At 64.5% G+C, this 13,798-nt stretch carries 14 protein-coding genes and 1 tRNA gene; 9 read left to right on the forward strand and 6 right to left on the reverse strand.

Annotation, left to right across the window (positions count from 1 at the left end):
* Positions 1–113: 113 nt before the first annotated feature.
* Complete coding sequence (locus tag BBA01S_RS16805; RefSeq protein WP_027817475.1) at positions 114–1,307, forward strand: pyridoxal phosphate-dependent aminotransferase; 1,194 nt, start codon at positions 114–116, stop codon at positions 1,305–1,307.
* 110 nt (positions 1,308–1,417) lie between these two features.
* Here the strand turns inward: BBA01S_RS16805 and BBA01S_RS16810 are convergent, their stop codons facing one another.
* Positions 1,418–2,632: a transglycosylase SLT domain-containing protein gene (locus tag BBA01S_RS16810; RefSeq protein WP_027817476.1), complete on the reverse strand. Its 1,215-nt coding sequence runs from the start codon at positions 2,630–2,632 to the stop codon at positions 1,418–1,420.
* Between the two features lie 577 nt (positions 2,633–3,209).
* Between BBA01S_RS16810 and BBA01S_RS16815 the strand changes: the two genes are divergently transcribed.
* From BBA01S_RS16815 to BBA01S_RS16825, 3 genes are all read left to right on the forward strand, one after another.
* Entirely contained in the window at positions 3,210–4,787 is a 1,578-nt protein-coding gene (locus BBA01S_RS16815) for a UbiD family decarboxylase (RefSeq protein WP_027817477.1), read from the forward strand.
* 129 nt (positions 4,788–4,916) lie between these two features.
* A complete protein-coding gene (locus tag BBA01S_RS16820; RefSeq protein WP_027817478.1) occupies positions 4,917–6,389 on the forward strand; it encodes an NAD-dependent succinate-semialdehyde dehydrogenase in 1,473 nt (490 codons plus the stop codon).
* 114 nt (positions 6,390–6,503) lie between these two features.
* Positions 6,504–7,178: a LysE family translocator gene (locus BBA01S_RS16825; protein WP_027817479.1), complete on the forward strand. Its 675-nt coding sequence runs from the start codon at positions 6,504–6,506 to the stop codon at positions 7,176–7,178.
* Positions 7,179–7,342: 164 nt separating this feature from the next.
* Here BBA01S_RS16825 and BBA01S_RS16830 read toward each other — a convergent pair whose 3' ends face one another.
* A complete protein-coding gene (locus tag BBA01S_RS16830) occupies positions 7,343–7,654 on the reverse strand; it encodes a hypothetical protein (protein WP_027817480.1) in 312 nt (103 codons plus the stop codon).
* A 398-nt stretch (positions 7,655–8,052) separates the two neighbouring features.
* A complete protein-coding gene (locus BBA01S_RS47570; protein ID WP_167336019.1) occupies positions 8,053–8,214 on the reverse strand; it encodes a hypothetical protein in 162 nt (53 codons plus the stop codon).
* Positions 8,215–8,883: 669 nt separating this feature from the next.
* Here BBA01S_RS47570 and BBA01S_RS16840 point away from each other — a divergent pair.
* From BBA01S_RS16840 to trmB, 5 genes are all read left to right on the forward strand, one after another.
* On the forward strand, positions 8,884–9,204 hold the full coding sequence (locus tag BBA01S_RS16840) for an EthD family reductase (protein WP_027817481.1): 321 nt from the start codon (positions 8,884–8,886) through the stop codon (positions 9,202–9,204).
* A gap of 69 nt (positions 9,205–9,273) precedes the next feature.
* Positions 9,274–9,837, forward strand: a complete 564-nt coding sequence (locus tag BBA01S_RS16845; RefSeq protein ID WP_027817482.1) for a YggT family protein — start codon at positions 9,274–9,276, stop codon at positions 9,835–9,837.
* Between the two features lie 99 nt (positions 9,838–9,936).
* A tRNA-Gly gene (locus BBA01S_RS16850) sits at positions 9,937–10,011 on the forward strand.
* A gap of 293 nt (positions 10,012–10,304) precedes the next feature.
* Positions 10,305–10,514 carry a hypothetical protein gene (locus BBA01S_RS16855; RefSeq protein WP_156965966.1) on the forward strand — a complete coding sequence of 70 codons (210 nt, stop codon included), beginning with the start codon at positions 10,305–10,307 and terminating at the stop codon, positions 10,512–10,514.
* A 275-nt stretch (positions 10,515–10,789) separates the two neighbouring features.
* Positions 10,790–11,572 carry a tRNA (guanosine(46)-N7)-methyltransferase TrmB gene (trmB, locus tag BBA01S_RS16860; protein ID WP_027817484.1) on the forward strand — a complete coding sequence of 261 codons (783 nt, stop codon included), beginning with the start codon at positions 10,790–10,792 and terminating at the stop codon, positions 11,570–11,572.
* Positions 11,573–11,670: 98 nt separating this feature from the next.
* Here trmB and BBA01S_RS16865 read toward each other — a convergent pair whose 3' ends face one another.
* The 3 genes from BBA01S_RS16865 to BBA01S_RS16875 form a co-directional block, all read right to left on the reverse strand.
* Positions 11,671–12,558 carry an undecaprenyl-diphosphate phosphatase gene (locus BBA01S_RS16865; protein ID WP_027817485.1) on the reverse strand — a complete coding sequence of 296 codons (888 nt, stop codon included), beginning with the start codon at positions 12,556–12,558 and terminating at the stop codon, positions 11,671–11,673.
* A gap of 52 nt (positions 12,559–12,610) precedes the next feature.
* On the reverse strand, positions 12,611–13,126 hold the full coding sequence (locus BBA01S_RS16870) for a DUF1439 domain-containing protein (protein ID WP_245641510.1): 516 nt from the start codon (positions 13,124–13,126) through the stop codon (positions 12,611–12,613).
* A 136-nt stretch (positions 13,127–13,262) separates the two neighbouring features.
* Positions 13,263–13,640, reverse strand: a complete 378-nt coding sequence (locus BBA01S_RS16875) for a YkgJ family cysteine cluster protein (protein WP_407668313.1) — start codon at positions 13,638–13,640, stop codon at positions 13,263–13,265.
* Between the last annotated feature and the right edge of the window lie 158 nt (positions 13,641–13,798).

Below are 13,798 nucleotides of genomic sequence, written 5' to 3' on the forward strand. Positions count from 1 at the left end.
GCGCAGGATCGTCAGATCCGCGCCCGCCCAGCGATTTGCGCGCTGTTTGCGCAGCCTGCCTGCGCTGTCTACCCGCGCCGACTACCTGATCCGCCTGCACTGGAATCACCCGCATGAACACCGTTGCCGAACCGCTCCTGCGGCTTGCCGCGCGCGTCGACGCGATCCAGCCGTTCTATGTCATGGAACTGGCGAAGGAAGCCGCGAAGCTCGAACGCGCCGGACGCGACATCATCCACATGGGTATCGGCGAGCCGGACTTCACGGCGCCCGAACCCGTCGTCGAGGCCGCCGCCGCCGCGTTGCGCAAGGGCGTCACGCAGTACACCAATTCGCTCGGCATTCACGCGCTGCGTGAGGCGATCGCCGCGCATTATCAGCACGCGTATGGGCTGACAATCGACCCGGCGCGCGTCGTGGTGACCGCCGGCGCATCGGCTGCACTGCTGCTCGCCTGCACGGCGCTCGTCGATCGCGACGACGAAGTGCTTATGCCCGACCCGTCCTATCCGTGCAACCGCCACTTCGTGGCCGCCGCGGAAGGCAAGCCGGTGCTCGTGCCAAGCGGCCCCGAAGCCCGCTTCCAGCTGACCGCCGCCGACGTCGAGCGCCTGTGGTCGCCGCGCACGCGGGGTGTGCTGCTGGCTTCGCCGTCGAACCCCACCGGCACGTCGATCGAACCCGAAGAACTCAAGCGCATCGTGCAGAGCGTGCGTGCGCGTGGTGGCTTCACCATCGTCGACGAGATCTATCAGGGGCTGTCCTATGGCGAGCCGCCCGTTTCCGCGCTCGCCTTCGGCGACGACGTGGTGACGGTCAACAGTTTCTCGAAGTACTTCAACATGACGGGCTGGCGTCTGGGCTGGCTCGTGGTACCGCCTTCGCTGATCGGTGCGTTTGAAAAGCTCACGCAGAATCTCTTTATCTGCGCGTCGGCGCTCGCGCAGCACGCCGCGCTCGCCTGCTTCGAACCCGATACGCTCAAGATCTATGAAGCGCGCCGCCTGGAGTTCCAGCGCCGCCGCGACTTCATCGCGCCCGCGCTCGAATCACTCGGCTTCACGGTGCCCGTGATGCCGGACGGCGCGTTCTATGTCTACGCCGACTGCACGAAGGTCAACCACCCCGCCGCCGGGGACAGCGACGCGCTCACCCGCGCGATGCTGCACGAAGCGGGCGCGGTGATGGTGCCGGGCATGGACTTCGGCGTGGCCGCGCCGCGCCAGTACGTGCGGCTGTCCTACGCCACCGCTTACGAACGGCTGGAGGAAGCGGTCTCGCGACTGCGCACGCTGTTCGAGCGCTGATCCGCGTCAATCCGCGACAAAAGCTCGCAGGAATAGAAAAAGGCACCCGAGGGTGCCTTTTTCGTTACGTCCGGTTTTCCAGTGGCCGGGCCTGGTGCGCCTTGGATACTTCAGGCGCCAAGCTCGGGCTGGCTATGCTTCTGTGCCGCCGCACCACCGGTGCTCGCATCGTCCTGCGAAGTCGACGACGTGGCCGAGGTCTTCTCCATCAGCGCATGCGCGCCGTCGAGCGTCATGTGCACGCGCTTGTCACCGCCCAGGCTGGCAACTTTCTGCGTGCCGCCGTTACTGGCCGTCGAGGTGACGGGCGCCTGCGGCCCATTGACCTGCACATTGCGGCCGCGGGCGGCGTCGCGCAGACGCGTACGCTCGGCCATCACCTTGGCGCCGTAGCCGCCATCGTCCGGCGACGTCGAGCCGTTGTACAGACGCAGGCCGCCCGGCAGCGAACCGCCACGTGCGATGCAGTCCTTCAGGACCAGCGCGCCGACCTTGATGTTAGCGAGCGGATCGAGCGCCGCGCTCTGGCCGCCGAAGTACTGGAACTTGTCCGAGTGCACCTTCGACATGACCTGCATCAGGCCCTGAGCGCCCACGCCGCTTTCGGCGTACGGGTTGAAGCCCGACTCGATTGCCATGACGGCGAGCAGCAGCAGCGGATCGAGACCCACTTCGCGGCCCGTATCGAACGCAGCCTTCACGAGTTCGCCCACCGGCTCCTGCGCCACGCGGTAGCGGCGCGAGATATAGGTTGCGACGAGCGCCTGTTCGCGCGCCGAGACCAACACGCGGTCGTCACGGGCGTCGGGCGTGATGCGTTGCGCCGGAATCATGCGCGCCAGCGTGCCGACGCTGGGCAGCGAACGCGGATCGAGTCCGTTGAGCGTGACCGCGTCGAGCGTGGCCATGCCGCCGTTCGAGACGCTGTTGGCCACGTGAGCGACCGTGCCGTTCGAGCCGGCCGGCGTGATGCCCGCGCCGGGCAGGCCGGTGCTGGGGACAAGCGCCGTGGGCAGGGTTGCGCCATCGGCAGGGTTGGTGTCGTCGCTGGACGCCGTGCCCGAGGGCATGATCGACGGCAGCGGATTGCCTTGCAGCAGGCGGGCGGGCCCGGCCTGCACGGCAGCGGAAACGAAGGGCATCATGCGCGCGGCGAGTGTGCCGCGCCAGGTGGGCAGGAGCCACACGGCGAGCGCGAGCACGACGGCGCAACCGCCGACGATGCTAAACAGGTGATGGCTCAGACGCGTGCCACGCCGCAGCAGCGCACGCAAGCCAAGAGCGAGACGCTCATCGGCGCGCCACCACGATAACCAGGTATTCATCTAACAGATCTCCCCATGGTGCATGATCCGACGACCGAAGTCGGCGCGAGGCCGAGGGCCAATCGCAGGATCAAGACGCCGCGCGCCCTGGCTGGTGCGGCAGCGACGTCGGGAAAACGGCAAAGTACGCCGTGGGTGGAACCCCTCAGGAACTGCTGACACGCCGTGAGCGGCGCGTGGGGGTTCTCACGCGAACAGCCGGCGCAAAGGCGCCGGCGAGGACAGCCAATCTAAACCGTGGGAAGCCGTGCAGGGAATCGGCTAACGGTGACGCGTTGCGTCTGAAGGACCGGGACGGTGGCTAAAAATTGCAAGCCCTGCAACCAGTGTGGGCGAATTCTAGCAGGGATTTATAGACCGTCAACACTATAGAATGTCAAATCTATAACTAATTGTAATAATGAACAGTGTTCAATCCGGGCAGACCCGCGTGGTACGCGCGTCTGCGGCCAGTTGCCGGATCGGCCTGCCAGCGTGCGCCAGGTAACGCAGGTAAAATCGACAATCGATTTTCGTTCAGCTTTGGCTCCCGCCCTATTTCTGCTTTGTCGCGCGCTGCGGCTGCGACCCTATCCTGATGAAATACAAAGACTTACGTGACTTCGTCGGTCGCCTGGAGACGCTTGGCGAGCTGCGCCGCGTGCCGCAGGCCGTCTCTCCCGTCCTGGAGATGACCGAGCTGTGCGACCGCGTGCTGCGCGCCGGTGGCCCGGCCCTTCTCTTTGAGAACCGTACGACGCATGCGTTCCCCGTGCTCGGCAATCTGTTTGGCACGCCGCGGCGCGTGGCGCTCGGTATGGGCATCGATGCGCCGGAGAGTGCAGGCGACGGTGCGGCGCTGGAGTCGCTGCGCGACGTGGGCCGCCTGCTCTCCGCGCTCAAGGAACCCGAGCCGCCGCGCGGCCTGAAGGACGCGGGCAAGCTGCTGACCCTCGCCAAGGCGGTCTGGGACATGGCGCCCAAAACCGTGAGCGCGCCGCCCTGCCAGGAGATCGTCTGGGAAGGCAATGACGTCGATCTCGCGAAGCTGCCGATCCAGACCTGCTGGCCCGGCGATGCGGGGCCGCTCATCACCTGGGGCCTCACGGTCACGCGCGGGCCGAACAAGACGCGCCAGAACCTGGGCATCTACCGCCAGCAGCTGATCGGCCGCAACAAGCTCATCATGCGCTGGCTCGCGCATCGCGGCGGCGCGCTCGATTTTCGCGAATTTGCGCTGCGCAATCCTGGCAAACCTTATCCCGTGGCCGTGGTGCTCGGCGCCGATCCGGCGACGATCCTCGGCGCGGTCACGCCGGTGCCCGACACGCTGTCCGAATACCAGTTCGCCGGCCTGCTGCGCGGCGGGCGCACCGAGCTCGCGAAATGCCTGACGCCCGGCGTCGATACGCTGCAAGTGCCCGCGCGCGCCGAGATCGTGCTCGAAGGTTTTATCTATCCGCAGGAAGGCGCTCCGTCGCCCGCGCCGGCAAGCGCACCGCCGCGTCCGGTGAAGGGCGCGAGCGCCGCCTACGAGCATGCGCTCGAAGGGCCGTACGGCGATCACACCGGCTACTACAACGAGCAGGAGTGGTTCCCCGTCTTCACGGTGGAGCGCATCACGATGCGCCGCGACGCGATCTACCATTCCACGTATACAGGCAAGCCGCCCGATGAGCCTGCTGTGCTCGGCGTCGCGCTCAACGAAGTGTTCGTGCCGCTGCTCCAAAAGCAGTTCCCCGAGATCACCGACTTCTATCTGCCGCCCGAAGGTTGCAGCTATCGCATGGCGATCGTGCAGATCAAGAAGAGCTATCCGGGTCACGCCAAACGCGTGATGTTCGGCGTGTGGAGCTTCCTGCGCCAGTTCATGTATACGAAGTTCATCGTCGTCGTGGACGAGGACGTCGATATCCGCGACTGGAAGGAAGTGATCTGGGCGATCACGACGCGCATCGATCCCGCGCGCGATACAGTGCTCGTCGAAAACACGCCGATCGACTATCTCGATTTCGCGTCGCCGGTTGCGGGTCTCGGCTCCAAGATGGGCCTCGACGCGACCAACAAATGGCCCGGCGAAACCGACCGCGAGTGGGGCCAGTCGATCGAGATGAGTCAGGACGTAAAAATGCGCGTAGACCGTCTCTACGACGAACTCGGACTCGGACGCGCCTGAGTGCGCCGCACCGTGGCTCATGACGAGCCGCGGCGCGCGCCCTGTCGTTTATCCGCGACGCCGCTGCGACGCCGCGCCCGTTGCGGCTCGCCGTGAGCCGCAGCGCTCATGCATAGAGGAGACACGACGATGAGCCAGCTGGCATCCGAACGCCTGACCCAGTTAAAAGACCCCGCCCTCTTCAAGACGCGCGCCTGGATCGACGGCGAATGGAGCGGCGGCACGGCGAGCTTCGCTGTGCTCGATCCCGCCGACAACTCGGAAATCGCCCGCGTGCCCGATTTCGGCGCGGCGGAGGCCAGCCGCGCGATCGGCGCAGCACACACGGCCCTGCCCGCGTGGAGCGCGAAGACCGGCAAGGAGCGCGCCGCCGTGCTGCGCCGCTGGTACGACCTCGTGATCGAGCACGCCGACGACCTCGCCGCGATCATGACCGCCGAGCAAGGCAAGCCGCTCGCCGAAGCGCGCGGCGAAGTGCTGTACGGCGCGTCCTTCCTCGAATGGTTCGCCGAAGAAGCGAAACGCGTGAACGGCGACGTGCTCGCCAGCCCCACCGCCGACCGCAAGCTCGTCGTACTAAAGCAGCCGATCGGCGTGTGCGCGTCCATCACGCCGTGGAATTTCCCGATTGCGATGATCACCCGCAAGGTCGCGCCCGCGCTTGCGGCGGGCTGCACGATCGTCGTCAAGCCTGCCGAACAGACACCGCTGTGCGCACTCGCACTCGCCGAACTTGCGCAACGCGCGGGCGTGCCCAAGGGCGTGTTCAATGTCGTCACCGCCGATTCGGCAAATTCAATCGAGGTCGGCAAGACGCTGTGCGAGAGCGACGTCGTGCGCCATCTTTCGTTTACCGGATCGACGCCGGTGGGCCGCATCCTCATGCAGCAATGCGCGCCGACGGTCAAGAAAATCGCGCTGGAACTGGGCGGCCACGCGCCCTTCATCGTGTTCGACGACGCCGATCTCGGTGCCGCCGTCGAAGGCGCGGTGATCTCGAAATATCGCAACGCCGGGCAGACCTGCGTGTGCACGAACCGCTTCTATGTGCACGACAAGATCTATGACGCGTTCGTCGAAAAACTGGCTGCGGCGACGAGCAAGATCAAGGTCGGCAACGGCTTCGACGCGGGCGTGAACCAGGGCCCGCTGATCGACGACGACGCCGTGGCGAAGGTCGCAAAGCACGTCGAAGACGCTACCTCGAAGGGCGCGAAGCTCGTCGCGGGTGGGAAGGTGACCGAGGGCCGCTTCGTCGAACCGACCGTGCTCGCCGAAGTCACGCGCGACATGCTGATTGCACGCGAGGAAACCTTCGGGCCAGTCGCCGCCGTGTTCCGTTTCACTGACGAAGCCGAGGTCATCAAGCTCGCCAACGACACCGAATTCGGCCTCGCCTCCTATTTCTATAGCCGCGATATCGGCCGCGTCTGGCGCGTGGCGGAGGCGCTCGAATACGGCATGGTTGGCATCAACACTGGGCTGATTTCGAACGAAGTCGCGCCGTTCGGCGGCGTGAAGCAATCGGGGCTGGGGCGCGAAGGCTCGAAGTACGGCATCGATGAATATGTCGAACTGAAGTACCTCTGTATCGGCGTCTGATCTATCTAATTAGTAGAGGCGGGCCGGATGCGACAATCCGGCCTGCGAAGTCGCGCGAATGGCTCGTTTGAAGGGGCTTTATGCGCGACGCATGACAACAATAATTTCGGCTTTATGTCTCACGTTTCCCTGCTTTCCGACGGCTTTTTTCTGTCACTTTCGTTGTGTCTCGACATCGGCCTCGTCAACGTCGCGATCCTTTCGCTCACGCTCTCGCATGGCTTCCGGCCGGGTTTCTGGCTCGGTCTCGGCTCCTGTTTTGGCGATCTGATTTATGCGGCGCTCGCGCTTGCCGGGATGGCAGCGCTGCTGCAATTCGAGGCAGTGCGCTGGGTCGTGTGGATCGGCGGCGCGGCGGTGTTGCTGATGCTCACCTGGAAGATGGCGCGCGAAGCGCTCAACCCCGCCAAGGCGCCGCCGGTCGAGGGCGAAGAGGACAGCGCGTCGCCGCTGCCGGATCCCTGGCGCAGTTTCGTGCGCGGCGTCTTGCTGGCGATTTCGTCTCCCAGCGCGATTCTCTGGTTTGCGGCGGTGGGCGGCGCGCTCATCGCAAAATCGGGCGCGACGAGCGCGGGATCGGCAGCGCTGTTTCTGTCGGGGTTCTTTCTCGGCGGGCTTGGCTGGACGCTCTTTCTCTGCGGACTCGCGAGCCACGGACGCAAGCGTGCGGGAACGGGCTTGCTGCGCGCGTGCCATGTGCTTTCGGCGCTGCTGTTCGCGTGGTTTTCGTACAGCGTGATCGTCCATGGATATCGCGACCTGATCGTTCACGGCACCGGCTCGATTTAGGCACCGCGCCCTGCTCGGCTCCGTTCTGCGCGCCCCAGGACAGCCCCGGGGCAGCCCAAAAACGACAAAGGCGCAACGTGGCGTGAGCCGGCGTTGCGCCTTTGCACATCAAGCTGACAAGACAGGTGAATGGCCCCCGCCATCCACCGCCTCACCCTCAAACCTTAGCGGCGATACCAGCCGCCGTGATAGCCGTGGTAGTAGCCATAACCATGGTGGTAATACGGACGGCCGTAGTACCCATAACCACCGTAACCGCCAACGACGACGGCAGGCGGCGGCGCGTAGACCACCGGAGGCGGCGGTGCGTAGTACACCGGAGGCGGCGGCGGTGCATAGACCGGCGCTGCGTAGACGGGATAAGCCGGTGCGACCGGAATGCCAATGCCGATACCCACCGAAACGTGTGCCTGCGCCGCGCCGACAAGCCCCAACCCCAGCGCAGCAGCAACGATAAACGGAACGGTCTTTTTCACTTCTCTTCTCCTGGCGGCCGACGACGGCGTCGCTCCACATGACGGGCACTGCCCACGTCCTTACTCTATCCAAAACGGACGCCGCCAAAGGTTGCCATTTGTTGCAAATTGCAATTGCTTTGCACGCATTCAATGCGCCACATCAGGGCTGTGCAAAACATTCCTGCCGCGTGCATGCCCCGACAACGCCGAATCGCGCCGCCAGACGGCTTTCTGAGGCCGCACGCTGCGCGCCCGGTCAGAGTTACCGGAGTCGCCGTTAAAGGCGTCTGATACGTAGGTAATGTTTGATTACAAATTGGCCGCGGCATCTGGCCCAGGCAATGCGCCTGGACACGAAAACGAAAAAGCCCGGTTCTGGAACCGGGCTTTTTCAGATCGACACGGGATGTCGGACGCTAGCCGACTTTCACGTAGGCGAACTCGCGTGAGACGCTCGGCGGCACGTAGGCGCCGCTGATCTGCACGCGCGGCGTGAGGCGCTTCTTCTGATCCCACCAACGACGACGCTGATGGGGCGTAAGAAACCGCAGATGCTTACGGTAAGCGAAGATGCTCATGGTGACCTCCCGAATCGGTGTACCGACAGGAAACAGCCCAATTGCACGACAGCAACAGGAAAACCGCAGTCATGGAAACCATTGTGCGCAGATTGCGCAAGCGCCGAACGCGGTGTAGCGAGATAGCCGCGTGCGCGAGACATAACGTCTGGGGACTGTTCGTTGCCCGCTCCCCGTGCTGGGCAACAGCGGCGGCGGCAATCATCTGACCTGACCGCTCGCGATCCCAAGAGCCTCTTCGCGCGCGCCAGGCTGAACCCGGTGTGTTCCGGTGCCGGCTGCGTCCTGCGATCGAGACCCATCATGTGCGCGCCCACGTTCGCGCCGCAAAACCCGTGCCTCGGGTTCTTCATCCATTCTGTTGACTTCACTGATGCGGGTATTGCTGGGCTGAAGCCTCGGTGTCCTCGCATCCTTTGTAACCGGACAATGCGTATCGCTTCGGTACGACAGCGAACATTACGCGACGCCGCGCCCCAGGCGGTTACCGAATCCACTGTAACGGTTTACCGCAAAGACTGTCAGAATCGTGTGCACACACCGTAGGAAGCCGTCATTCCACGCCCATACTGGCGAGGCGTAAGCCGTGGTAATGTGGCAGCGGCGCGCAGGTGTCGACGCAACGCGGCACGGGGCGCACGCTTAGGGATTCATCGACGAGAACGCACAATGATCAAGGTCAGCATCCTTTATCCGTATCGGGAAAACGGCCGGTTCGACAGCGAGTACTACGCCACGCGGCACATGCCGCTGGCTGCTCAATTGTTCGGGGACGCCTGCAAGGGCTGGTCGGTCGACATCGGCATCAACGCGGGGCCGCCGGGCACGCCGCCGCCTTACGTAGCGACCGGGCACTTCCTGTTCGAGACGCTCGACGCCTTCTATGAGGTGTTCGGCAAGCACGACAAGGTGCTCATCGACGATATTCCCAACTACACCGACGGCGGCAACGGCAGCATCCTGATCAGCGAAATTAAAGTCTCGGTCTGATCCGCACGCCGCAAGCCACCGCACGCGCCGCCGCGTGCCGTCATTCACCACAAGAAGGAAAAGACACCGATGTTCGGCGATATCGCCCGTTTTCTGCTCAATACGGTCTTCACGTTGTTTGGCGCAGCCCTGCTGCTGCGCGCCTGGCTGCAATTCGTCCGCGTGCCGCCCTATAACCCGGTGACGCATGCCATCCAGCAAGCCACCAACTGGCTCGTGCTGCCGCTGCGCCGCGTGATTCCGGGTGTGCGGGGCGTCGACTGGGCCAGCATTGTTGCCGCGCTGATCGCGTCGATCGTCTACGTATTGCTGATGGTCTGGCTCGTGGGCGTCGATCCGCTCGGCCTGCTTCCCACGCTGCTGATCGTCGCCGTACTGACGCTCGTAAAGTGGGCGCTCAACCTGTTGATCTGGATGACGATCCTGATGGCACTGCTGTCGTGGCTGAACCCGCGCTCGCCCGCAATGCCGGTGCTGTTCCAGCTCACGGCGCCGTTTCTCAATCCGCTGCGCCGCATCCTGCCGAACTTCGGCGGCCTCGATCTTTCGCCGATCCTGCTGTTCGTGATCGTGCAGGTGCTGCTGATGGTCGTGACGCGCGCGGCCGTGTCGCTCACGCTGTTCGGCATCTGAGTCAGGATTTGATGTAACGCCCGTTTTAAGCGATTCCGCCGGGGCGCGTTAGCGCCAATTTGCGCAACCCGGCGAAATCCGCGTAAAATGGCGCGCTCTGCGGGCGTCGTATAATGGCCATTACCTCAGCTTCCCAAGCTGATGACGTGGGTTCGATTCCCATCGCCCGCTCCAGTATTTCCCGGCGTCCTCGCCGCTTTCCGTCATCGTGACGGGACGGTATCAAACAGCGTCAAGCGCCAGTCCAGTTCCCCTCGTTCGCCAGTTTTGCGGTTCTTCCGCCAGTGCCTTCGCGCGTCCAGCTTTCGACAGGCTTGCGCAGTTCGCTGCGAGCAGACCGATCGTTGCGTTAGCATCTTGTCTGCGCGACACGATTCGCATGATCGGTACGATCCGGTCCTTCGCCAACCACCCGCGTATTCCCCCTGCGTGCGCACACGCAGGCGTCATAGATGGAACGATTCTTCATGTCCCGCCGCAGTGCGGTTGCGCTCATCGTGAGAGTGCGCACATCACTGCTTGCCCATAACGACGACCAGCCGCCCGCCGATGCCCAGCGTCAGCAGGCACGCGTCGCCGATCTCACGCGCCTGCTGTTCGACGTGCGCGCCGGCCGCGTCAGCGTGTTCGAGCTCAAAGACGCGGGATCCATGCACATCACGATCTCGTCGGATTGACGAGACTGGCCGATACGCACCTGCCGGCCGGGCCGTCGGCGCACAGGAGGCCACGGGCCGCGCTGCTATAATGCGCGGTTCGCGGTCGTGCTCTGCTGTCTTCCGGTGGACACCGATCGGCCCGAATATCCGCGGCTCCTTGACCGCCAGCAGCGAATAACGGCTTTCAACGGCTGTAGCTGTGCTAGCGCGCGATGCCGCCTGCGACCTCGCGCAGCGCGCTCACACCGCCTGGCCCGCCGACCACCGCTGCCCACATTTGCCACCCATCGAAGATGAATCACGATCCGAACGACGCAGCCCAGCCCGGCTGCACGCCGCCCGACCAGTCGGACGCCGCTCCCGACGTTGAAAACAGCGCCGACAAAGACACTGACGCCAGCCTTCATCATCGCCGCATCCGTAGCTTCGTGACGCGCGCCGGTCGCGTGTCGACGGGCCAGCGCCGCGCGATGGACGAACTGGGCCCGCGCTTCGTCGTGCCCTACTCGCCCGAGGGCGCCGACTGGAACACCGTGTTTGGCCGCGAGGCGCCGCGTGTGCTGGAAATCGGCTTCGGCATGGGTGCGAGCACGGCGGAAATCGCCGCGCTGCGTCCGGGCGACGATTTTCTCGGCGTGGAGGTGCATGAGCCGGGCGTGGGCGCGCTGCTCAAGCTGATCGGCGAGCAGGAACTCAGCAATATCCGCATCATCCAGCACGACGCCGTGGAAGTGCTTGAGCAGATGATCGCGCCCGAGAGCCTCGACGGCGTGCACATCTTTTTCCCCGATCCGTGGCACAAGGCGCGCCATCACAAGCGCCGCCTGATCCAGCCGAAGTTCGTCCAGCAGTTGATCTCGCGCATGAAGCCGGGCGCCTATCTTCACTGCGCAACCGATTGGCAAAACTACGCCGAGCAAATGCTCGAAGTGCTGAGCGCCGAAGCCGCGCTCGAAAACACCGCCGCCGATTACGCGCCGCGCCCCGACTATCGTCCGGTGACGAAGTTCGAGCGCCGCGGCCTGCGTCTCGGTCACGGCGTGTGGGACCTGGTTTTCAAGCGCCGCGCGGCCTGAAGCCGATTCAAACGGCACGACCAAAACAGAACGGGCACCCTCGCGGTGCCCGTTTTGCATTTCAGAAGCCGTGAAATCCGGCGGCGATCGCAGGGCGTTCAATCGCCCCAGTCCAGCCCGCCGCTGTAGCCGATCAGCAGAATCACGAGGCCGAACACGATCCGATACCACGCAAACGCCGTGAAATCGTGCGAAGCGACATAACGCAGGAGCCAGCGCACGCAGGCGAACGCGCTCACGAATGCCGCGATGAAACCCACGCCAAAGAGGCCAAGCCAGTCGGCCGACAATGTCTGCCAGGTCTTCTGCAATTCGTAGAGTGTCGCGCCGAAGATCACAGGGATCGCGAGGAAGAACGAAAACTCCGTCGCCACGCGCCGCTCGACGCCGAACAGCATCGCACCAATGATCGTCGAGCCCGAACGCGACATGCCGGGAATCAGCGCGCAGCACTGCGCGCAGCCGACCTTGAAGGCGTCGAGCAGCGTGATCTCGTCCAGCGAATTCACGCGCGCGGGCCGCGCCGCACTCGCGGTGCTGACGGCCACATTGCCTGCGGCGCTGCCCGCCACCCCGCCAGCCGCACGCATCCGCCCTTCGACCCAAAGAATGACCAGGCCGCCGAAGACCAGCGCACAGGCCACCGGCACCGGCGAGAACAGTGCCGACTTGATCGCCTTCTCGAACATCAGCCCGAGCACAACCGCGGGAATCGTCGCCACGATCACGTTGAGCGCAAAGCGCCGTGCATCAGGCCGCGAAGGCAGCCCCGCCACCACGCCGCCGATCTTGCGGCGAAACTCCCAGCACACCGCGAGGATCGCGCCGAACTGGATCACCACGTCGAAGGTCTTTTCATACTCGCCGTCGAAACCGAGCACGCTGCCCGCCACGATCAAATGCCCCGTGCTGGAAACCGGAAGAAACTCCGTCAGCCCTTCGACAATGCCCAGAATCAGGGCCTTGCACGTCACGATCCAGTCCATCCCTGCACCTCGCGATAGTGGCGCTGCGCGTGCCCTGCCTCAGATTCTGTCGCTATTTCTCGACGATCTGCACGCGTATGCCGTTTGTAAGGATGGTGATTGTACCGGGTTCGTAATTCACTCCGGCAAACTGAAGTTGATCGGGCTTGAACGTATAGACCGGGTAGTTGGTAAGCAACTGCGTGGCCGCCAGCGCCGCGACTGCGTTGACCTGCTGGGCGTAACCGGCGGCGTTGCCCGCCATATCGACGCTGTCGACCGACGGCGAGCGCAGGACAACCGAGCGGCTCGTCGCGTCGTAGGCCAGCTCGCTCGACAGCGTGAACGCACCGCTCACAGGCTGCTGCATGAGCGGGCTTTCGAGGTGCGCGTCGACGTGCACGGCCACGCGGTTGCGATCGGGCAGCAAGGTGACAACGGGGTTCGTCAGCGCGACCTCGAACAACTGCTGCACCGAACGGTGATACGGGAACTTGCGCAGCACCGCGTCCTGCACCTGCTGCTGCGAGAAGGTGTAGTGATCGGGGATAAACGGGAAGGTGCCCGTCGCACAGGCGCCGAGCGACATGGCCGCACCGGCCGCGGCGCAGGCTGTGAGCAGGAAAGCCCGCCGCGTAGCGCGGGGCGCATCCGGGCTGAGCGCGGTTTGAGGGGCGCGCGGCGCGCGTCGGATCATGCGAAATCTCCTTGAAGAACGGCGAGGTTCAATGCGCGCCTGACTGCGCACCCCGAGGACTGGACGGCGGCTGCGTGGCGGCTTCGAGCCGGTCGAGCCAGAGCAGCGCCTCTTCGCGCGAGGTACCGCACATCTCGGCCTGCGGCTGAAGACCCGAGCAGCAGGCGGGCCGCAACGGCGAACCGAATATTTTGCACTGCAAGTCGTCACCGAGCTGCGCGCAACGCACACCGGCGGGCTTGCCATCGGGCATGCCCGGGATCGGCGAGCTGATGGAGGGCGCGATGCAACACGCACCGCAACCGGGGCGGCAGGCGTGCGCGGACGCGCTGGAATTTGAAGCGGCACTCACATCGGCTTCCTGAAACAAAACTGTTACTGATTCAAAACGGGGACGGCTAAACATCGATACGTCGACGCGTCCAGGCGTCGATACGGACGCATCAAGCGATGCCTGCCCGCATTGTGCCACCTCGCGGCCGCCCCCTCGGACTGCGACCTTTTTACACAAACGGTGCGACTCATCCCCCTCTTACACTGGATTCATCCGGCGCTGTCGGAAAC

Source organism: Paraburkholderia bannensis NBRC 103871 (genome assembly GCF_000685015.1).
Lineage (GTDB): Bacteria > Pseudomonadota > Gammaproteobacteria > Burkholderiales > Burkholderiaceae > Paraburkholderia > Paraburkholderia bannensis.